The sequence below is a fragment of the Pseudomonas sp. DCA-1 genome, assembly GCF_046523955.1.
GTDB lineage: Bacteria > Pseudomonadota > Gammaproteobacteria > Pseudomonadales > Pseudomonadaceae > Aquipseudomonas > Aquipseudomonas putida_Y.
This window is the reverse complement of record NZ_CP169881.1, coordinates 3,729,372-3,749,566: the sequence shown is the minus strand read 5'-3', so window position 1 is coordinate 3,749,566 and position 20,195 is coordinate 3,729,372. Positions and strand designations below refer to the sequence as shown.

Sequence of the window (20,195 nt, the reverse complement as noted above, 5' to 3'; positions counted from 1 at the left end):
CCATGCTGGTAAATGACGAGCAACAACAGATCGCCGACGCGGTACGCGCCTTCGCCCAGGAGCGCCTGAGACCGTTTGCCGAGCAATGGGACAAGGAACATCGCTTCCCGAAAGAGGCCATCGACGAAATGGCCGAACTGGGCCTGTTCGGCATGCTGGTGCCGGAGCAGTGGGGCGGTAGCGACACCGGCTATGTGGCCTATGCCATGGCCCTGGAGGAAATCGCTGCGGGCGATGGCGCCTGCTCGACCATCATGAGCGTGCACAACTCGGTGGGTTGCGTGCCGATCCTGCGCTTCGGCAACGAGCAGCAGAAAGAGCAGTTCCTCACCCCGCTGGCGACAGGTGCGATGCTCGGTGCTTTCGCCCTGACCGAGCCGCAGGCTGGCTCCGATGCCAGCAGCCTGAAGACCCGAGCACGCCTGGAGGGCGACCACTATGTGCTCAATGGCAGCAAGCAGTTCATTACCTCGGGGCAGAACGCCGGGGTAGTGATCGTGTTTGCAGTCACCGACCCGGAGGCTGGCAAGCGTGGCATCAGCGCCTTCATCGTGCCGACCGACTCGCCGGGCTACCAGGTAGCACGGGTCGAGGACAAACTCGGCCAGCACGCCTCCGACACCTGCCAGATCGTTTTCGACGATGTGCGCGTGCCAGTGGCCAACCGGTTGGGGGCGGAGGGTGAAGGCTACAAGATCGCCCTGGCCAACCTTGAGGGCGGCCGTATCGGCATCGCCTCGCAAGCGGTGGGTATGGCCCGCGCGGCGTTCGAAGTGGCGCGCGACTACGCCAACGAGCGCCAGAGCTTTGGCAAACCGTTGATCCAGCACCAGGCCGTGGCCTTTCGCCTGGCCGACATGGCGACGAAGATTTCCGTGGCCCGGCAGATGGTATTGCACGCCGCCGCCCTTCGTGATGCGGGGCGCCCGGCGCTGGTGGAAGCATCGATGGCCAAGCTGTTTGCCTCGGAAATGGCCGAAAAGGTCTGTTCGGATGCCTTGCAGACCCTGGGCGGTTATGGCTATCTGAGTGACTTCCCGCTGGAGCGGATCTATCGCGACGTTCGGGTTTGCCAGATCTACGAAGGCACCAGCGACATTCAGCGCATGGTCATTGCGCGCAATCTTTGAAGGAGCAGACTGCATGGCATTCGAAACCATCCTGTTGGACATCCACGGCAAGGTTGGCCTGATCACCCTCAACCGCCCGCAGGCGCTCAATGCGCTTAACGCGCAGATTGTCGGCGAGATCAACCAGGCCCTGGACCAGCTCGAGCGCGACCCGAACATCGGCTGCGTGGTGCTGACAGGCTCGGCCAAAGCCTTTGCCGCTGGCGCTGACATCAAGGAAATGGCCGAGCTGCAATACCCGCAGATCTACGTCGACGACCTGTTCAGCGACGCCGATCGCATTGCCAATCGCCGTAAGCCGATCATTGCTGCCGTGTCCGGGTTTGCCTTGGGCGGCGGCTGCGAGCTGGCGATGATGTGCGACTTTATCCTCGCTGCCGACAACGCCAAGTTTGGTCAACCGGAAATCAACCTGGGTGTGCTGCCGGGCATGGGCGGCACCCAGCGCCTGACGCGTGCGGTGGGCAAGGCCAAGGCCATGGAGCTTTGCCTGACCGGCCGCCTGATGGGGGCGGAAGAGGCCGAGCGTGCAGGTTTGGTGGCGCGGATCGTGCCGCAGGCAGAACTGGTGGAAGAGGCGCTGAAGGTGGCGGCGACCATTGCCAGCAAGTCGATTCCGGTGAGCATGATGGTCAAGGAGAGCGTCAACCGAGCGTTTGAAGTCACCCTCAGCGAGGGGGTACGCTTTGAGCGTCGGGTCTTCCATGCGGCTTTCTCCACCGAAGACCAGAAAGAAGGCATGGCCGCATTCATCGCCAAGCGCGAGGCACAGTTCAAGGACCGTTGATCAGACTCGGTTCGTTGCCGTTGCCGTTGCCGTTGCCGTTGCCGTTGCCGTTGCTTTTGCTTTTGCTTCTAAGCGCGCGATAGTTCAGGCGACGCAGATTGCGACTTCAGGAGGCCGAGCGCAGGGCTTGCGGAGGGAGGTGACGGGCATGGATGCCCGTCAAGCGCTGGGCCCCAGGATGGGGCCTGCAGCGCGGTCCTCCCGGGAGCAAGCCCGGAGCGAGGGAACCCCGGAGCGTAGCGCAGGGGCCGGATGATGGGAGCGCAGCGTTTTTTGGTTACTTTTTGTCGCGTTTGACAAAAAGTGACCCGCCGTAAGGGCGGAAAGGTGACTATGCGCCACCTTCGTGAATGAATACCTACTCGATGTGGATGCCCACATCCAAGAAGCAAGAAGCAAGAAGCAAGAGGCGAACTCGTCTGTTTTGACTCAGCGAACAGGCCGTTTGCGATGGCGACGCTGACTCACCTTTTCGCCCTTACGGCGAGTCACTTTTTGTCAAACGCGACAAAAAGTAACCAAAAAACGCTGCGCTCCCATCATCCGGCCCCTGCGCTGCGCTCCGGGGTCCCCTCACTCCGGCCTTGCTCCCGGCAGGACCGCGCCGAAGGCCCCATCCTGGGGCCTCAGCGCTTGACGGGCATCCATGCCCGTCACCTGCCTCCGCAAGGCCTGCGTTCGGCCTCCTGAAGTCGCGAAGATCAAGATCAAGATCAAGATCAAGATCAAGATCAAGATCAACGGCAACGGCAACGGCAACGGCAACGGCAACGGCAACGGCAACGGCAGGCGGATGGGCCCTACCGGAATCACAGTTTGCTACTGGCCCTGCAGCTGAGCAGGGGTGCCGACCGGCGGATTGTCAGCAGCGGAAGCAAATTCGCACCCATTTGCAGTTGCTCCACGCCGCTTGGCGCCTTAGACTGCCGCCCCCTGTAAAAGAGTGCCGGTTGGCGCTTGAAGAATTCCGCTGTCGATGCATAGGCATCGGCGGCACATGAATCGCCCAAATGCACATTTTTTCATAGAGAAATCGATGACCAAGGAACAGTTGCTGGCCATGTCGGCCGATGACTACATGAACGCCGACCAGCTTGCTTTCTTTACTGAGCTGCTGCAGGCGATGAAAGTCGAAACCCATGAACGCATCGAGCTCAGCCGCACCACCATCGAAGGCCTGGACACCCCGTCAGACCCTGCCGACGTGGCTTCGGTCGAAGAAGAACGTAGCTGGCTGGTAAATGCCATCGACCGCGACCAGCGCCTGCTGCCACAGCTGGAAATGGCCCTGGACCGTATTGCCGACGAAAGCTTCGGCTGGTGCGATGACAGTGGTGAGCCCATCGGCCTGAAGCGCTTGCTGATCAGCCCGACCACCAAGTACTGCATCGAAGCCCAGGAGCGCCACGAGCAGCTCGATCGCCACCAGCGCCAGGTATAAATCCGCGCGCGGTGCAAAGCCCCTCGGAGCAATCCCTGGGGCTTTTTGCGTTTCTCGTCGATACCGTTTTTGTTGCGCCGTAAGAAACACTGCTGTACCGGGATGCGCTGTTTCCGCGCCACTGTCAGGCGTATCATGGCTTTATCGTTAGGGTGCTAATTAAGTTCCGGAGGGAATGATGAATAGCCGAGTCGATGTGGCTGTAATGATAGGGTCGGGCGTGCCGGCCACCTTCCAGGCGCTGGGCAAGCGCATTTGCTGGGTGGTGCTGGTCAATGGCGAGCGCCGCGGCACCGCCTTCGCCACGCGCGAGGAAGCGCTTGAGTGTCAGGCTGCCTGGCAGCAGCAACTGAAGAAAGGGCTGGCTGCCTGAAAATGTTTATTGCCTCTCGACGGGTTTCGGTGTTTTCGGGCATATTTGTCCTACAGTAATGCGCACATGGATGCCAGGGCTTGTCTTCTTGCAGGCTCACTCCACTGGTTGCGTTTTCTGGCGAGTGATTTCAGGCATCACGCTTCCCAAGCCGGGAATGAGCCAAACGCCTTCGGTTGAGGGCGAGTCTGGCAAACCAGAGTAAAGATTCCTGCGCGCTGCATCGTCAGCGAGCACAGACATTTCGCATATCGCTTTATTACTCTTTTTGCCTATCGATAAGAAATGGCCGCGCCTCCCCGAGCTTGGGTGAGGGCGGGTTGTAACCGGTTGAGGATTACTTCATTGGCAGTCAGCACACTTGATACGCATGCGTTGTTCGCCCTGGGCGACTTGCGCGGTAAATTGGCCCAACTGTTTCAGGGCCGCTTCATCTATGTCACCGAACAGAGTCCCGAAGGCTTGTACATGGCCGAAATCGACACCGAGAGTGCACTGGTGGTCGATGACAAGCAGCGCCTTGAATTGAAAGTCGGCGACCACTTTCGTGCTGCCGTATTGCCTAGCCGCGAAGGTGGCAAGCTGGAAATGCGCTTTCGCGAAATCAAGTTGAATGTGTATGGCGTTGGCGACTACGCCTTCGTTTCTGTGCCGGAAGGCGAGGGCATCGTGTTTCGTGAAGGCCATGGCGTGATGCTGGTATTCGCCGCGCAGCAACAAGTGCAGGAAGGCCTGGGCAAGTTGCTTAAAGCAGTGACCGGCAAGGTCGCCAAATGGCGCAAGGGTGAACTGACCACCTTCAAGGCCAGTGAATGATCGACAGTGACGACGCACCGGCATCGCGGGCCGAGTTTCATCGGCAGCACCAGGCAGATGCCGTGGCTGAGGCAGAACGTTTGCTGGCCGGGCGTGAGAGGCTGCAAGGCGCCTGGTTGAACTGGGTGGCGGCTGAGATCTATCGCCTTAGCCCGCCGCCATATGCCGCCATGGTCCGGCGCGAGTTGCAGCGCCTGAGCCAAGGTTGAGACGGCAAACCTTCAATTGCCACGGTCTCGGCCGCTGCTGACTTCTTCAGGCACCGGCTCTTTCGCCATGCGCTTGCGGAACAGTGCCGCCCGTGCCAGCAACAGCGTGGTGATCGGCACGGTGATCGACAGCAGGATAGGAATCAGCCACGCGTGCAGCACAGGGGTGCCCTTGAGCCACGAAAAGTAGATGATCGAGGCCAGTGCAACGCACCAGGCGCCAAGGGTCGAGGCCAGCGCTGGCGGGTGCATGCGCTGGAAGTAGTCTTTCAGGCGTACCAGGCCTATGGCGCCGACCAGGGCGAACAGGCTGCCGGTGAGCAGCAGCGCGGCCGTGACCAGTTCCAGCCAGAACGGCAGTACCAGGGCTTCAGTCATTCGATCACCTCTCCGCGCAGCAGAAACTTGGCCAGGGCAAACGAGCCGACGAAACCAAACAGCGCAATCAGCAGGGCACCTTCGAAGTAGGTGTCACTGGCATAACGGATACCCAGCACCAGCATGGTGAGCATGGCCAGGATGTAAAGGTAGTCCAGGGCCAGCACGCGGTCTTGGGCGGAGGGGCCACGGAACAGCCGGATCAGCGTCAGGCCCATGGCCAGGGCGAAGATGAACAGGCTGGCGAGGACGGCATTGGCGAGCAGGCCTGTCATTGGAAAATCTCCATCAGCGGGCGTTCGTAAGTGTCCTTGAAGTGCTGTATGAAGGCCGCTTCATCGTCCAGCTCAAACACATGCACCAACAGCACACTGCGGTCCAGTGCCAGTTCGGACCAGACTGTGCCAGGCACCACCGTAGTGATCATCGACAGCGCTGCCAGGCCGTGGGGGTCACGCAATGCCAGTGGTATGTGAACGAACGCCGAGCGTAGTGGCTGCTTGCCGGCCCGCAGTACACCACGGGCCACCAGCAGGTTGGAGATGATCACATCGATGCCGACCCGACCGATCAGCCGGGCGATGACCAGGGGGCGCCGTACGTGGGCATGCTGCGGGCGCAGGGGCGCCATCAGCAGTGGCGCCAGTATGCCAAGTGCGGCGCCCAGCAGCAGGTTGCCGGGGCTGACCGAGAGGTTCAGCAGCAGCCACAGGCCGAACAGCGAGACCGATAGCAGTGGGGCGGGGAACAGTCGGTTCATGGCTGCACCTCTACGTCGCGCGAGGTGGGGCCAGGAATCGGCCGGGCGGCCATCACGGCTTCGATATAGGTATCGGGGGCCTGCAGGCTGGCGGCAGTGTCCTGGGTGTAGCGCAGCAACGGCTCGGCTTTGAGGCTGAGGATGAGGCACAGGCCGAGCAGGATGACGATGGGCAGGCATTCATAGCGCCGCAGCACCGGTGACGGGCGCTCTTCGGGCTTCCAGAAACGCTGGATGCCGACGCGGCCGAAGGCGATCAGCGAGGCCATGCCGGACAGGATCAGCAACGCTACCAGGCCCCAGCCGGCGGCACTCAGCGGCTGCTCGGCCGGCACGCCCAGGCCCAGTGGATTGAACAGCGCGCTGATCAGGTTGAGCTTGCCGACAAAGCCTGACAGTGGCGGCATGCCGATGATCAGCAGTGCGCAGGCGATGAAGCTGAGGCCGAGGAAGGCCATGGTCCACGGGATGATCTGGCCGATTACCACCTGCTGTTCATCATCGAGGTTGATGCCCTTGGGCGGGTGCAGCGATTCCAGTGGCGGGGGCATGGCGTCTTCTTCTTCGTCCAGCGGCGCTTCATTGGCCGAGCGCGAGCGCTCGACCAGTTCGGCGAGCAGGAACAGTGCACACAGCGCAAGGGTCGAGTTGACCAGGTAGAACAGCGCCGCGCCGGTCAGTGCCGCCTGAGCAAAACCCACCGCGCCAAGCAGGGTGCCGGCCGAGACCAGGATACTGAGTGCCGCCATACGTTCCAGGCGCTGTGCCGCCAGGATTGATACCGCTGCCACCGCCAGGGTAACCAGTCCGCCGTAAATCAGCCATTCGCCGCCGAAATGCGCAGAGGCCCCGGCCTGCCCGGAGAACAGCAGCGTCCACAGGCGCAGCACGGCGTACAGGCCGACTTTGGTCATGATGGCGAACAATGCAGCCACCGGTGCGCTGGCTGACGCGTAAGCTGGCACCAGCCAGAAGTTCAGTGGCCAGATACCGGCCTTGACCAGGAAGGCCACGGCCAGGATTGCCGCACCGGCATGCAGCAGGCCACGGTCGGCTTCCGGTACCAGTGGAACCTTCAGCGCTAGGTCAGCCATGTTCAGGGTGCCAGTTACGCCATACAGCATCGCTGCGCCGATCAGGAACAGCGACGAGGCAAACAGGTTGATGGCGATGTAGTGCAGGCCGGCGCGCACCCGCGCACGCCCCGAACCATGCAGCAGCAAGCCATAGGAGGCGGCCAGCAGCACTTCGAAGAAGACGAACAGGTTGAACAGGTCGGCGGTGAGGAAAGCGCCATACAGCCCCATCAGTTGAATCTGGAACAGTGCATGGAAGCTGGCCCCTGCACCGTCCCAGCGGGCACGGGCAAACAGCAGGGCGCTGAAACCGATGACCCCGGTCAGGCTCAGCAAGAGCGCGGACAGGTGGTCCACCACCAGCACGATGCCAAACGGCGCTGGCCAATTGCCCGGCAGGTACACGCCGATCGATGCTGCCTGGCCCTGGGTGCGCACCCACAGCAGCAGAGAGACCGCGATTGCAAGGCCGGTGAAGGTTGACAGCAGGTTCAGACTGGCCTTGATATGCCTGTGCTTTTCACCCAGCAGCAACATGATCGCCGCTGTAATCAGCGGCAGCAGGATGGGGGCGACAATCAGTTGGCTCATACCACTCATTCGTCACGCTCCCGGCCATCCACGTGGTCGGTACCGGTCAGGCCGCGCGAGGCCAGCAGCACCACCAGGAACAGCGCGGTCATGGCGAAACTGATGACGATGGCGGTGAGCACCAGTGCCTGCGGCAGCGGGTCGGTGTAGTGCAGCAGGTCCTGGGTAACGCCATCCTTGATGATCGGTTCCTTGCCGATGAACAGGCTGCCCATGCTGAAGATGAACAGGTTGACCCCGTACGAAAGCAGGCACAGGCCCATGATCACCTGATAGGTACGCGGGCGCAGGATCAGCCACACTCCGGAGGCAGCCAGTACGCCGATGGCGACTGCAATCACTTCTTCCATCAGGCGGCTCCTGCTTGGCTGGTTTTTGCCGGGTTGCCCGGGCGGTAGGCGCGCACCGACTGGTGCGCCAGGGCCGTGAGGATCAGCAGGGTCGAGCCGACCACAACGGTGTACACGCCGATATCGAAGAACAGCGCGCTGGCCACGTGTACATCACCCAGCAGTGGCAGGTGCAAGTGGGCGGTATGGGTGGTGAGGAACGGATAACCCAGCAGCATGGCGCCGACACCGGTCAGGGTCGCGCACAGCAGCCCGGTACCCATCCAGCGCAGCGGCCGCAGGCTCATCTGTGCTTCGACCCACTGGGTGCCGGCCACCATGTACTGGAGGATGAACGCCACCGACATCACCAGGCCAGCGACAAACCCGCCACCGGGCTGGTTGTGCCCGCGCATGAACAGGTACATCGACACCAGCAAGGCGATCGGCAGCAGCAGGCGCACCAGTGCTGCAGGCACCATCATGAACCCCAGCGCGGTATCGGTGGCATGCCGCGGGTTGATCAGGTCGGTGACCACGTCCGGCGCCAACTGGCGCTGTTGCGCTGGCAACTGCATGCTCTCTTTCGGAGGGCGGAAGCGCCGCAGCAGGGCGAACACAGTCAGTGCCACAGCCACCAGTACGGTGATTTCACCGAGGGTATCGAAGCCGCGGAAGTCGACCAGCATGACATTGACCACATTGGTGCCGCCGCCCTGAGGCAATGCCCGGCTCAAGTAGAACGAGGAAATGTCGTTGGGCGTCGGTCGGGTCAGCATGGCGTACGACAGCACGGCCATGCCGCCACCCACCAGCACGGCCAGCAGCAAGTCGCGCAGGCGGCGCATGCGCGCGCGCTCCAGGCTGCCAGGCAGCGGTGACACGCCTTCGATACGCCTAGGCAGCCAACGCAGGCCGAGCAGGATCAGCACGGTGGTGACCACTTCCACCACCAGCTGGGTCAGCGCCAGGTCCGGCGCAGAGAACCAGACGAAGGTAATGCAGGTCATCAGGCCGCAGACGCTGACCATGATCAGGGCCGCCAGACGGTGGTACTTGGCTTGATAAGCGGCGCCGATGGCGCAGGCAATCGCGATCAACCACAGGGCGACGAACACGCCCGAACCCGGAATCTTCGGGCGGTCACCCCAGCTCAGGCCGCTATAGAACATAGGAGTGAGGCCCGCGAGGAACGCGGCGAATACCAGCATGAATAGCTGCGACTGCAGGCGCCGGGTGGTGAGCAAGCGCTCGAGGCGACGCGCCAGCAGCATCAGATGAACCTGGCCATGCTCGAACAGCCGCTTGCCATTGAAACGCTCGATCACGGGGGGGGAGGGGAAGCGGCCCAGGCGCAGTTGCTTGCGCAGCAGCAGGTACAGGACGATGCCGCCGCTCATGGCTACCAGGCTCATGACCATCGGTGCGTTCCAGCCATGCCAGATGGCCAGGCTGTACTCGGGCAGGGTACCGCCAACCACCGGCAGGGCTGCAGCGGCCAACAGGGGGCCGACCGACTGGGCGGGGAAGATGCCCACTACCAGGCAGGTGAGCACCAGCAACTCGACTGGAGCACGCATCCAGCGTGGCGGCTCGTGCGGGGTATGGGGCAGGTCCTGAGCCGTCGGCCCGAAGAACACATCGACGGTAAAGCGCAGGGCATAGGCCACGCTGAAGGTGCCAGCCAGGGTGGCGATTACCGGCAGCGTGGCCTCGACCCAGGCGGTAGAACTGATGAACACCGTCTCGGCGAAGAACATTTCCTTCGACAGGAAGCCGTTCATCAGCGGTACGCCGGCCATCGAGGCGCTGGCGACCATCGCCAGGGTCGCGGTATAGGGCACCAGGCGGACGAGGCCGCTGAGGCGGCGAATGTCACGGGTGCCGCTCTCGTGGTCGATGATGCCGGCGGCCATGAACAGCGAGGCCTTGAAGGTGGCATGGTTGAGAATGTGGAATACCGCGGCAACGGCAGCCAGCGGGCTGTTCAGGCCAAGCAGCAGGGTAATCAGGCCCAGGTGGCTGATGGTCGAATAGGCCAGCAGGCCCTTGAGGTCATTCTGGAACATGGCGGCGAATGCGCCGAGCAGCAGGGTGAGGGCACCGGCACCGCCGACGATCCAGAACCACTCCTCGCTACCGGAAAGTACCGGCCACAGGCGTGCCAGCAGGAACACCCCGGCCTTGACCATGGTGGCAGAGTGTAAATAGGCCGACACCGGCGTGGGCGCTGCCATGGCGTGGGGCAGCCAGAACTGGAAGGGGAACTGTGCGCTCTTGGTCAGGGCGCCGATGAGGATCAGGGGCAGCAGCACCGGGTAAAGCGCATGCTGGCGGATGATGTGACCGGCAGCCAGGACCTTGTCCAGGTCGTAGCTGCCGACCACATGGCCGAGCAGCAGTGCCCCTACCAGCAGGCACAAGCCGCCTGCGCCGGTTACCATCAGCGCCATGTAGGCGCCGCGACGGGCATCGGCGCGGTGGTGCCAGTAGCCAATCAGCAGGAAGGAGAACAGGCTGGTCAGTTCCCAGAAGAACACCAGCTGGATCAGGTTGCCGGAGATGACCAGACCGAGCATGGCGCCCATGAAGGCCAGGAAGAACGCGAAGAAGCGTGGCACCGGGTCTTGCGGCGACATGTAGTAGCGGGCATACAGCGATACCAGTGTGCCAATGCCCAGTACCAGCAACGAGAACAGCCAGGCAAAGCCGTCCATGCGCAAGACCAGGTTCATCCCCAGGCTGGGTAGCCACAGGAACTCTTCGCGAATGACGCCACCATGGGCAATCTGAGGGTACAGAAGTGCTACCTGGACGGTACCGACCAGGGCTACGAGCCCGGCAAGAATGGACTCGGCGTTACGTGCGTTGTGCGGCAGCACAGCTGCCAGGCAACTGCCCAAGAACGGCAGAAGCAATAGCACTATCAAGGACATAGCGGCCTATTCTGGAGAAGTTTGCAAAGAATCATACGTGCCGAGGTGTTTATCACCAACACGCAAGCTGTCGCAGAATCCTACAAACAGGCTGTGACAAGCGGTTTTTTTATAACAGTTCTTTACAAAGAATAGCCGCTGTTGACCCTTTCACAGCCCGGCCTGGCGTTCGCCTTGATGCTGCACAGCGCGTGCTTCGACGCTTTCGCGTGGGCGCCGCACCTTGAGTTCACTGACCACCACCGCGACCACGATCAGCAGGCCGCCGAGCAGCGCCACGCCCGGCAGGCGCTCGCCGGCCAGGCGCCCGACGATGCCGGCCCACACCGGTTCACCGGCATAGATCAACGTGGCGCGGGTAGGCGAGACCGACTTCTGGGCCCAGTTCATCGCCACTTGAATCACCGCACTCATTGCGCCCAGGCCGACTGCGCTGGCCAGCAGCAGCCAGGAAAAGTCGGGGATGCGCTCCTGGGTCGGCACGATCATCAGAAACGCCAGCAGCGATGCGGTGGCAAGTTGCACCACAGTCACCCGGCGCACATCGACCTGGCCGGCGTAGCGGCTGATCAGGATGATTTCACCGGCGATGGCCACGGCGCTGACCAAGGTGACCAGTTCGCCCTCGCTGAAACGCAGACTGCCGCCTTCCGGGCCGGCCAGCAGCACCAGACCGATGAATGCAAGGCAGATACCCATGCTGGGCATCAGGCCGGGCCGCCGGCCCAGCACCAGCCACTGCAGCAGCGGCACAAACGGCACGTACAACGCAGTGATGAACGCTGACTGGCTGCTGCTGATGGTTTGCAGGCCCATGGTCTGCAGGCCATAGCCGAGCATGATCGACACGCCGATCAGCATGCCGGCCTTCAGCTCGGTGAAGGTCAGGCCGGGCAGCGCTCGCGCCGAGACCACGCCAACGAACAGCGCGGCTGCTGCAAAGCGCAGGCCGACGAAGAACATCGGGCCGCTGACGGTCATCACGTTATGCACCAGCAGGAAAGTGCCGCCCCACAACATGGTGATGAATACCAGCACCAGTTCGGCCTTGCTCAGGCGGAAGGTGACGGCAGGGGTAGGCTTGCTGCTGGGCTGGTTCATGGTCTTGCACACTCGGAAAGGGCGGCGCACAATCGCCGCAAAGTGGGCAGTATACTGCGCAATCTTGATCAGTGAGCAATATAGTGCACAAGGATTCTTCGCACCGGGCATCGGTGCTGCAACATGTCAGCCTCAATGTGCGCAGTCTGCGCAACGCCGCCGGCTTGAGTCAGGCGGCGCTCGCCGAGCGTTCAGGGGTCAGCCGGCGCATGCTGGTCGCGATCGAGGCGGGCGAGAAGAATGTCAGCCTGACCACATTGGACCTGATTGCCGAAGCCTTGGGCGTGGCCTTCAGTACTTTGATCCAGGCGCCAGACCTGCGCGACCCCGGGCGCATTGAAGAGCTGGCCTGGGCTGGCGAACACCCCCAGAGCAGAGCGGTGTTGCTGGGCACCAGCCCGGCAAGGCGCGAGGTGGAACTTTGGGAGTGGACCCTGGCACCGGGGGAGTGCTATTGCAGTGAGGCCGATGCCGAAGGATGGAGTGAGCAGATTTATGTGGTCGATGGGCAACTGACGCTGATCATCGAAGATATCGAGCATCGCTTGCAGGCGGGGCGGTTCCATGTGTTCCCCAGCAATTGCCGGTATGCCTACCGCAACGATGGCGTGACGGCTGTGCGGTTTGTGCGCAATGTGGTGATTTGAGTGTGCAGGTGTTGGGGCTGCTGTGCAGCCTCAACAGGTCTCAAGCCGATCAGTTTTTCAGCAGCTCATCGGTCTTCACCACATTGGCATAGGCAAACGCCAACGCCGCCATCGCCGAGTCATGCACATGAGCCGCCGGCACCTGTTTGCCGTCGAACGCCAGTGGCAGGGTTGCGCAGGCATCGTGCGCCACGGTCACTTGATAGCCCAGGTCGGCCGCAGCCCGGGTGGCGGCGTCAATGCACATGTGGCTCATGCTGCCGACGATGGTCAGCGCCTCGACGCCATGCCGGTCCAGCGTGTGCTCGAGATCGGTGCCGAGGAAGGCATTGACCTTGTGCTTGAGCACCACGGGCTCCCCCGGTAATGGCTCGACCTTGGCGTGGATGGCCGCGCCTTGCGAACCGGGGGTAAAGAATGGTGCATCGGCAGTGTCGAACTCATGCCGCACATGCACCACCAGATCGCCGCGCTGGCGTGCTGCTGCCAGTAAGCGGGCAGCGTTGTCGGCCGCCTGGTCGGCGCCATCGAGGGTCCATTTGCCGCCCGGGAAGTAGTCGTTCTGGATGTCGATGATGATCAGTGCCTGCTTGTTCATGCTGCCTCCTGTGGCAGTAGTCGTCGAGAGACGTTAGTTATAGGCTGTGTTCACTTACCTGAGGATTGGCGCGAACGACACTATGCGGGCAAAAACTGACACCTCAGCCAACCTCGATATCGGCTTGCTGCTGTACCCCGGCGTCCAGCGCGCCGCTGTGCATGGCCTGGCCGACCTGTTCCTGGTGGCCAACCGGGTTGCGGCCGAACTGGGGGCCGTCGAGCTGCCGCACATTCGGGTCAGTTGCTGGCAGGCAGATGAGGCAGGGCAGTTGTTGCCAGCATCGGATAGCTCTGCTGTCGCCGCATCGGGCTTGCGCGTACTGATCATTCCGCCAAGCCTGGAGTCGGCTCCGCAAGCTGAGTTGCTGGAGCGTCACCGTGCGTCGCTGTGTCTGATGCACGGGCGTGGTACGGTGCTGGCGTCGGTATGTATCGGGGTATTTTTCATTGCTGCCAGCGGTTTGCTCGATGGGCGCCCGGCCTGCACGCACTGGAACTATGTGCATGCGCTTGCCCAGCGCTTCCCCAAGGTGCGGGTAGAGGCCCAGCAGCCATTGCTGGATGACGGCGACATCGTGACCTCGGCGGGGTTGATGGCCTGGACTGACTTGGGCTTGCGTCTGCTGGAGCGCTTTGTGGGGGCAACGGTGGCACAGGAGACCGCCCGCTATCTGGCGGTCGATCCGGTCGCGGCGCCGCTGCCCGGAGCTGTCTTCAGCCCGCGCCTAGACCACGGCGACGAGGCCGTGTTGAAGGTGCAGCACTGGTTGCAGGGCAATGGCGGGCAGGATGCCGACCTGAGCACGATGGCTGCCTGCGCGGGGCTGGAGGAGCGCACTTTCTTGCGGCGCTTTCGTGCAGCTACCGGGCTGCGCCCGACCGAGTATTGCCAGCAGGTGAGGGTAGGTCGGGCGTGCCGTTTGCTGGAGTTCACCCGGCGCAACGTCGAACAGATCGCGTGGGGTGTCGGCTACCAGGACCCGGGTGCGTTTCGCAAGGTGTTCCAGCGTGTCACCGGCCTTACCCCGAGTGATTATCGGCGACGGTTTGCGGTGTCCGGTCAGGGTATGTAGAAACCACTTGACCTTGACTTTACTTGAGGTTTTACCCTGCACGGCATCGCGCTGCATGCGTCCGTAGCCAGGAGACTGTCGATGTTGGCAAAACCTCATGCCTTGTGGTTCACCCAGATGATCGAATACGAAGTGCCCAGCATGTGCCAGCAGGCATTGGCCCACGCCCTGGTGGTGCGTAGTGAGGCGCTGGCTGCGCGTTGCGAAGGGCTGCAGGGTGTGAGTATCCAGGCCAGCGACGATGGCAGCCGGGTGTTGCAATACCTGCAATGGCAGTCACGCCAGGCCTGGGCTGCGGCAGCCGTGCACTTCGTCGAGGCGTCGTTTCTTGACCTGCTGGGCAAGCATCAGGCGCGAAGCATCAACTTCGCCGCCTACCAGGCCCTGCGCAGCCTGGTGCGCGGTGACGATGGCGTCCTGCATTGCCAGGTGGGCGGGCATCAGGCATACCAAGGCGCGTAGCGCTGTGTGCAATGATTGTGCTGCATGTGAAGTCTTCGTCCTGGGGCGTTCAGCGGAACTTGATCAGTGATCCTGGCCCTGTTGTAGGAAGTGTCTTGTTGGCTCAGGGTGTGGCGGGCAATGCATGCCGTATCTTGGTCGTCGCGATTGCAGCGCTCTGGCGGCTGTTCCATTATCGGTTTATTGGATAAACCGTTATGAAGCCGCAGGAGAGCGCATGAACGTCCAGACCACCCTTGAGCAAAGCGTGCCGCAGCGACTGGTGCACGTGCGCCAAGTCATGGCGGCAGAGGGCATCGATGCCTTGCTGGTACCCTCTGCCGATCCCCATCTTTCCGAATACCTGCCCGGTTACTGGCAGGGGCGTCAGTGGCTTTCGGGGTTTCAGGGCTCGGTCGGTACGTTGGTGGTCACCCCCGGGTTTGCCGGCCTGTGGGTCGATAGCCGGTACTGGGAGCAGGCGGCTCACGAGCTGGAGGGCAGCGGCATCGAACTGATGAAACTGTTGCCGGGCAAACCCGGGGCGCTGGAATGGTTGGGCGAAAACGTCGAGCGCAACGGTCGCGTGGCAGTGGATGGCGCGGTCATGGCCCTGGCTTCGGCGCGCCAACTGGATGAGCGGCTGAAGGCGCGTGGAGCGCGGCTGGTGACTGACATGGACCTGCTGGGTCAGGTCTGGGACGGGCGCCCGGCGCTGCCAGGTAACCCGGTGTACCAGCACTTGCCGCCACACGCCACGGTGAACCGGGCGGAAAAGCTCGCGCAATTGCGCCAGGGCATACAGGCCAAGGGGGCCGACTGGCACTTCATCGCGACTCTGGACGACATTGCCTGGCTGTTCAACCTGCGCGGAAGCGATGTCTCCTACAATCCGGTTTTCCTGGCCTTTGCCCTGATCAATCAGCAGCAGGCCATCCTGTTCGTGGGCCAGGACAAGGTGGACGCGCACCTGCGTCACGTGCTGGAGGTCGACGGCATCGAGGTGCGTGACTATAGCGAAGCAGGCAAGGCGCTAGGCACCGTTCCCGCGGGGGCGCGGCTGCTGGTGGATCCGGCACGGGTCACCTGCGGCCTGCTGGACAACCTGGCGGCAGAGGTGGTGCTTGTCGAGGGGCTCAACCCCACCACGCTGAGCAAGTCTTGCAAGGGTGACAACGACCTGGTGCACATTCGCCAGGTCATGGAGCAGGACGGCGCGGCCTTGTGCGAATTTTTCGCCTGGTTCGAGGCGAATCTCGGCCGGGAGATCATTACCGAGCTGACGGTGGACGAGCAATTGAGTGCCGCGCGTGCTCGGCGCCCGAACTTCGTGTCGCTGAGTTTTTCTACCATCGCCGCCTTCAATGGCAATGGCGCGATGCCACACTACCGTGCCACCGAGCAGTCGCATGCGCTCATCGAGGGTAATGGCTTGCTGCTGATCGACTCGGGCGGTCAATACCTGGGCGGCACTACCGACATCACCCGCATGGTGCCGGTCGGTAACCCCAGCCAGGCGCAGAAGCAGGACTGCACCCGTGTGCTCAAGGGCATGATTGCCCTGTCGCGTGCCACGTTCCCGCGAGGGGTGTTGTCGCCGTTGCTCGACGCCATTGCCCGGGCGCCGATCTGGGCTGATCAGGTCGATTACGGTCATGGTACCGGTCACGGGGTGGGCTACTTCATGAACGTGCACGAGGGGCCTCAAGTGATCGCCTACCAGGCGGCACCTGCACCGCAGACGGCGATGCAAGCGGGCATGATCAGCTCGATCGAACCGGGTACGTACCGGCCGGGGCAGTGGGGTGTACGCATCGAGAACCTGGTGGTCAACCGCGAAGCGGGCAAGAGTGCCTTCGGTGACTTCCTGCACTTCGAGACCTTGACGCTGTGCCCTATCGACACCCGCTGTCTGTTGCCCGAGTTGCTGACCAGGGAAGAGGTGGAGTGGCTGAACGGCTATCACGCCCATGTGCGTGAGCGTCTGGCGCCCTTGCTCCAAGGGGAGGCACTGGCCTGGATGGAAGAGCGTACTGCACCGCTGTAAGGCAGATGAAAAAGGGCAGTTTTCGAGCTGCCCTTTTCTCTATTTACAGATGACGATCATGCTACGGCTGGTGTAACCCGCCGGGTTGATGCCGAACAAGTAGTCACCCGCTTCTTCATCGTTGTCGCCCGAGCGTGCAATGACCCGGTAGCCGCGCGTGCTGCAGGAGCTTGCCGCCTTGCTGTAGCAATTGTCCCACGAGGAAGAAAGGCCGGAGCAGTTGATATGCAGGCCCTTCTTGCCCCTTTTGACCTCGGTCTTGGCTGTGGCGGCACATCCAGCAATAGCCAAGATGGCCAGGATGAGAAAAATTCGTTTCATTCCTGTCCTTAAATGCAGGGCAAATCAGTTGTCTCGACCCTGTCGTTGTCGCTTTGGTTCTTCCTGAACCTTCCCCCAGTGTCCGTGTTCGGCCCAGTAGATAGCGTAAAGATGATGATTCTGTGACAGCTTAATCAGCGAGACGGGCTGCTACAATCACTAATCCCGTCTCAAATGAAAATATTTCTCATATCAGTCTGCCGCTATGGCTGGGCTGGGCGCCTTGCGCATGGACAGGGTAGTGCCGACCGAGGCGGTAATGATTGCCAGAATCGCAAGCCATTGGGTAAGCGTCAGCACCTCACCGAGGAACAGCAGCCCGGACAATGCGCCGAATGCCGGTTCGATGCTCATCAGGGTGCCGAACGTGCGCGCCGGGATTCGCGTCAGGGCAACCATTTCCAGGCTGTATGGCAAGGCGGTGGACAGTATTGCAACGGCCAACGCCATGGGGATCACGGCAGGTGTGAGCAGAGCGCTGCCAGCGTGGGCGATACCGATGGGGGCGACGAACAGGGCTGCGACTACCACCCCCAGGGCCGCGCTCTGAATGCCATGCTCGGCGCCTGCGCGTTGTCCGAACAGGATGTACAGCGCCCAGCACACACCTGCTCCCAGCGCATAGGCGGCGCCCAGTGGGTCGAGTGCCTGGCCGCTTTGGCCTGCCGGCAGCAACAGCAGCAGGCCGGCGATGGCCAGGGCAATCCACAGGAAATCGATCGGTCGGCGCGAGGAGAGGATCGCCACGGCCAGTGGGCCGGTGAATTCCAGGGCCACGGCGATACCGATCGGCACCGTTTGCAGGGCCATATAGAAGAGGAAGTTCATGCCGCCCAGTGCCATGCCGTAGATCACCACGTTGCGCAACGTGCTGGCGGTCATGCGTACCCGCCACGGGCGCAATATAAGTAGCATGATGATGCTGGCAAAAATCAGACGCAGGGTGGTGGTGCCTTGTGCGCCGATGATCGGGAACATGCTTTTGGCCAGAGAGGCGCCGGACTGAATCGATGCCATGGCGATAAGCAGTAGGCCGATTGGGAAGAGGGTGGCGGCCAGGCTGCGGGTCTGGGTGTTCATTTAAGTGCGGCAATCCTTGGGCGGGGGAAGTGATGAGCAATATAGTGCGCAATTGGTGGGGTGGGTGGTAGCCCTCAAGTGGGTTTACCAGAAATATTTCAAATCATTGAAATTAAAGGTTGACCTTCTCGATGGCCTCCCTATAATGCGCACCACTCCAACGCGGTAGCGAAGCAAAGCTAGCCACTGTGTTGAGTCAAGTGTTTGAAGCTAAACGAGTTTCTCGCAAAGAACTTCAAAATAAACGCTTGACAGGCTCTGAGGAAAGCGTAGAATGCGCGCCTCGGTTGAGACGAAAAGCTCTTAACCAAACGCTCTTTAACAAATCGAATCAAGCAATTCGTGTGGGTGCTTGTGAGTATGGACTGATAGTCAAAAAGATTATCAGCATCACAAGTGACCATGCGAGAAATCACATAGTCATTTGAGATTGCTGAGCCAAGTTTAGGGTTTCTTAAAAACCCAAGCAGTATTGAACTGAAGAGTTTGATCATGGCTCAGATTGAACGCTGGCGGCAGGCCTAACACATGCAAGTCGAGCGGATGACGGGAGCTTGCTCCTTGATTCAGCGGCGGACGGGTGAGTAATGCCTAGGAATCTGCCTGGTAGTGGGGGGCAACGTTTCGAAAGGAACGCTAATACCGCATACGTCCTACGGGAGAAAGCAGGGGACCTTCGGGCCTTGCGCTATCAGATGAGCCTAGGTCGGATTAGCTAGTTGGTGGGGTAATGGCTCACCAAGGCGACGATCCGTAACTGGTCTGAGAGGATGATCAGTCACACTGGAACTGAGACACGGTCCAGACTCCTACGGGAGGCAGCAGTGGGGAATATTGGACAATGGGCGAAAGCCTGATCCAGCCATGCCGCGTGTGTGAAGAAGGTCTTCGGATTGTAAAGCACTTTAAGTTGGGAGGAAGGGCAGTAAGTTAATACCTTGCTGTTTTGACGTTACCGACAGAATAAGCACCGGCTAACTCTGTGCCAGCAGCCGCGGTAATACAGAGGGTGCAAGCGTTAATCGGAATTACTGGGCGTAAAGCGCGCGTAGGTGGTTTGTTAAGTTGGATGTGAAAGCCCCGGGCTCAACCTGGGAACTGCATCCAAAACTGGCAAGCTAGAGTACGGTAGAGGGTGGTGGAATTTCCTGTGTAGCGGTGAAATGCGTAGATATAGGAAGGAACACCAGTGGCGAAGGCGACCACCTGGACTGATACTGACACTGAGGTGCGAAAGCGTGGGGAGCAAACAGGATTAGATACCCTGGTAGTCCACGCCGTAAACGATGTCAACTAGCCGTTGGAATCCTTGAGATTTTAGTGGCGCAGCTAACGCATTAAGTTGACCGCCTGGGGAGTACGGCCGCAAGGTTAAAACTCAAATGAATTGACGGGGGCCCGCACAAGCGGTGGAGCATGTGGTTTAATTCGAAGCAACGCGAAGAACCTTACCAGGCCTTGACATGCAGAGAACTTTCCAGAGATGGATTGGTGCCTTCGGGAACTCTGACACAGGTGCTGCATGGCTGTCGTCAGCTCGTGTCGTGAGATGTTGGGTTAAGTCCCGTAACGAGCGCAACCCTTGTCCTTAGTTACCAGCACGTAATGGTGGGCACTCTAAGGAGACTGCCGGTGACAAACCGGAGGAAGGTGGGGATGACGTCAAGTCATCATGGCCCTTACGGCCTGGGCTACACACGTGCTACAATGGTCGGTACAGAGGGTTGCCAAGCCGCGAGGTGGAGCTAATCTCACAAAACCGATCGTAGTCCGGATCGCAGTCTGCAACTCGACTGCGTGAAGTCGGAATCGCTAGTAATCGCGAATCAGAATGTCGCGGTGAATACGTTCCCGGGCCTTGTACACACCGCCCGTCACACCATGGGAGTGGGTTGCACCAGAAGTAGCTAGTCTAACCTTCGGGAGGACGGTTACCACGGTGTGATTCATGACTGGGGTGAAGTCGTAACAAGGTAGCCGTAGGGGAACCTGCGGCTGGATCACCTCCTTAATCGACGACATCAGCCTGCTGATGAGCTCCCACACGAATTGCTTGATT

21 protein-coding genes and 1 rRNA gene are annotated in these 20,195 nt (G+C 61.2%); 12 read left to right on the top strand and 10 right to left on the bottom strand.

Features of this window, described 5'->3' with window-relative positions; translation table 11 throughout:
• Positions 1–2 precede the first annotated feature (2 nt).
• From ACE4QZ_RS17690 to ACE4QZ_RS17660, 7 genes are all read left to right on the top strand, one after another.
• The gene (locus ACE4QZ_RS17690) at positions 3–1,130 is read left to right on the top strand and encodes an acyl-CoA dehydrogenase (RefSeq protein WP_021785352.1); all 1,128 of its coding nucleotides are present in this window, start codon (positions 3–5) and stop codon (positions 1,128–1,130) included.
• 13 nt (positions 1,131–1,143) lie between these two features.
• Positions 1,144–1,917: an enoyl-CoA hydratase gene (locus tag ACE4QZ_RS17685; RefSeq protein WP_003250095.1), complete on the top strand. Its 774-nt coding sequence runs from the start codon at positions 1,144–1,146 to the stop codon at positions 1,915–1,917.
• Between the two features lie 646 nt (positions 1,918–2,563).
• Entirely contained in the window at positions 2,564–2,755 is a 192-nt protein-coding gene (locus ACE4QZ_RS17680; RefSeq protein WP_181005322.1) for a hypothetical protein, read from the top strand.
• 198 nt (positions 2,756–2,953) lie between these two features.
• Positions 2,954–3,358, top strand: coding sequence for a TraR/DksA family transcriptional regulator (locus ACE4QZ_RS17675; protein WP_003250099.1), 405 nt, complete (start codon positions 2,954–2,956; stop codon positions 3,356–3,358).
• 178 nt (positions 3,359–3,536) lie between these two features.
• Positions 3,537–3,731 carry a hypothetical protein gene (locus tag ACE4QZ_RS17670; RefSeq protein ID WP_021783195.1) on the top strand — a complete coding sequence of 65 codons (195 nt, stop codon included), beginning with the start codon at positions 3,537–3,539 and terminating at the stop codon, positions 3,729–3,731.
• A 345-nt stretch (positions 3,732–4,076) separates the two neighbouring features.
• Positions 4,077–4,547 carry a hypothetical protein gene (locus ACE4QZ_RS17665; protein WP_003250101.1) on the top strand — a complete coding sequence of 157 codons (471 nt, stop codon included), beginning with the start codon at positions 4,077–4,079 and terminating at the stop codon, positions 4,545–4,547.
• Positions 4,544–4,756 (top strand): hypothetical protein, encoded by a 213-nt coding sequence (locus ACE4QZ_RS17660; protein ID WP_021783194.1) that lies wholly within the window; start codon positions 4,544–4,546, stop codon positions 4,754–4,756. Before ACE4QZ_RS17665 ends, ACE4QZ_RS17660 begins: the two co-directional genes overlap by 4 nt.
• 12 nt (positions 4,757–4,768) lie before the next feature.
• Here ACE4QZ_RS17660 and ACE4QZ_RS17655 read toward each other — a convergent pair whose 3' ends face one another.
• The 7 genes from ACE4QZ_RS17655 to ACE4QZ_RS17625 all read right to left on the bottom strand — a co-directional run bounded on the left by ACE4QZ_RS17655 (position 4,769) and on the right by ACE4QZ_RS17625 (position 11,927).
• On the bottom strand, positions 4,769–5,134 hold the full coding sequence (locus ACE4QZ_RS17655; protein ID WP_021783193.1) for a Na+/H+ antiporter subunit G: 366 nt from the start codon (positions 5,132–5,134) through the stop codon (positions 4,769–4,771).
• Positions 5,131–5,409: a K+/H+ antiporter subunit F gene (locus tag ACE4QZ_RS17650; protein ID WP_021783192.1), complete on the bottom strand. Its 279-nt coding sequence runs from the start codon at positions 5,407–5,409 to the stop codon at positions 5,131–5,133. Before ACE4QZ_RS17650 ends, ACE4QZ_RS17655 begins: the two co-directional genes overlap by 4 nt.
• Entirely contained in the window at positions 5,406–5,894 is a 489-nt protein-coding gene (locus ACE4QZ_RS17645) for a Na+/H+ antiporter subunit E (RefSeq protein WP_021783191.1), read from the bottom strand. The genes ACE4QZ_RS17650 and ACE4QZ_RS17645 overlap by 4 nt, the downstream gene beginning before the upstream one ends.
• Positions 5,891–7,570 (bottom strand): monovalent cation/H+ antiporter subunit D, encoded by a 1,680-nt coding sequence (locus ACE4QZ_RS17640; RefSeq protein ID WP_021783190.1) that lies wholly within the window; start codon positions 7,568–7,570, stop codon positions 5,891–5,893. The genes ACE4QZ_RS17645 and ACE4QZ_RS17640 overlap by 4 nt, the downstream gene beginning before the upstream one ends.
• Positions 7,567–7,911 carry a Na+/H+ antiporter subunit C gene (locus ACE4QZ_RS17635; RefSeq protein ID WP_003250128.1) on the bottom strand — a complete coding sequence of 115 codons (345 nt, stop codon included), beginning with the start codon at positions 7,909–7,911 and terminating at the stop codon, positions 7,567–7,569. Before ACE4QZ_RS17635 ends, ACE4QZ_RS17640 begins: the two co-directional genes overlap by 4 nt.
• Positions 7,911–10,826, bottom strand: coding sequence for a monovalent cation/H+ antiporter subunit A (locus ACE4QZ_RS17630; protein WP_021783189.1), 2,916 nt, complete (start codon positions 10,824–10,826; stop codon positions 7,911–7,913). Before ACE4QZ_RS17630 ends, ACE4QZ_RS17635 begins: the two co-directional genes overlap by 1 nt.
• Before the next feature lie 150 nt (positions 10,827–10,976).
• Positions 10,977–11,927 (bottom strand): DMT family transporter, encoded by a 951-nt coding sequence (locus tag ACE4QZ_RS17625; protein ID WP_021783188.1) that lies wholly within the window; start codon positions 11,925–11,927, stop codon positions 10,977–10,979.
• Positions 11,928–12,010: 83 nt separating this feature from the next.
• On the opposite strand from ACE4QZ_RS17625, the gene ACE4QZ_RS17620 reads away from it, so the two are divergent.
• Positions 12,011–12,574, top strand: coding sequence for a helix-turn-helix domain-containing protein (locus tag ACE4QZ_RS17620; RefSeq protein WP_028697079.1), 564 nt, complete (start codon positions 12,011–12,013; stop codon positions 12,572–12,574).
• 49 nt (positions 12,575–12,623) lie between these two features.
• Here the strand turns inward: ACE4QZ_RS17620 and ACE4QZ_RS17615 are convergent, their stop codons facing one another.
• A complete protein-coding gene (locus tag ACE4QZ_RS17615) occupies positions 12,624–13,172 on the bottom strand; it encodes a cysteine hydrolase family protein (RefSeq protein ID WP_021783186.1) in 549 nt (182 codons plus the stop codon).
• 82 nt (positions 13,173–13,254) lie between these two features.
• On the opposite strand from ACE4QZ_RS17615, the gene ACE4QZ_RS17610 reads away from it, so the two are divergent.
• The 3 genes from ACE4QZ_RS17610 (at position 13,255) to ACE4QZ_RS17600 (ending at position 16,735) form a co-directional block, all read left to right on the top strand.
• The gene (locus ACE4QZ_RS17610; protein WP_021783185.1) at positions 13,255–14,247 is read left to right on the top strand and encodes a GlxA family transcriptional regulator; all 993 of its coding nucleotides are present in this window, start codon (positions 13,255–13,257) and stop codon (positions 14,245–14,247) included.
• 81 nt (positions 14,248–14,328) lie between these two features.
• Entirely contained in the window at positions 14,329–14,709 is a 381-nt protein-coding gene (locus ACE4QZ_RS17605) for an antibiotic biosynthesis monooxygenase (protein WP_021783184.1), read from the top strand.
• Positions 14,710–14,926: 217 nt separating this feature from the next.
• The gene (locus ACE4QZ_RS17600) at positions 14,927–16,735 is read left to right on the top strand and encodes an aminopeptidase P family protein (protein ID WP_410480096.1); all 1,809 of its coding nucleotides are present in this window, start codon (positions 14,927–14,929) and stop codon (positions 16,733–16,735) included.
• 39 nt (positions 16,736–16,774) lie between these two features.
• Here ACE4QZ_RS17600 and ACE4QZ_RS17595 read toward each other — a convergent pair whose 3' ends face one another.
• Together ACE4QZ_RS17595 and rhtA are read right to left on the bottom strand one after the other, a co-directional pair.
• On the bottom strand, positions 16,775–17,056 hold the full coding sequence (locus ACE4QZ_RS17595) for a hypothetical protein (protein ID WP_021783182.1): 282 nt from the start codon (positions 17,054–17,056) through the stop codon (positions 16,775–16,777).
• A gap of 192 nt (positions 17,057–17,248) precedes the next feature.
• On the bottom strand, positions 17,249–18,136 hold the full coding sequence (gene rhtA / locus ACE4QZ_RS17590; RefSeq protein WP_021783181.1) for a threonine/homoserine exporter RhtA: 888 nt from the start codon (positions 18,134–18,136) through the stop codon (positions 17,249–17,251).
• A gap of 474 nt (positions 18,137–18,610) precedes the next feature.
• Here rhtA and ACE4QZ_RS17585 point away from each other — a divergent pair.
• Positions 18,611–20,147, top strand: a 16S ribosomal RNA gene (locus ACE4QZ_RS17585).
• Positions 20,148–20,195: the final 48 nt, after the last annotated feature.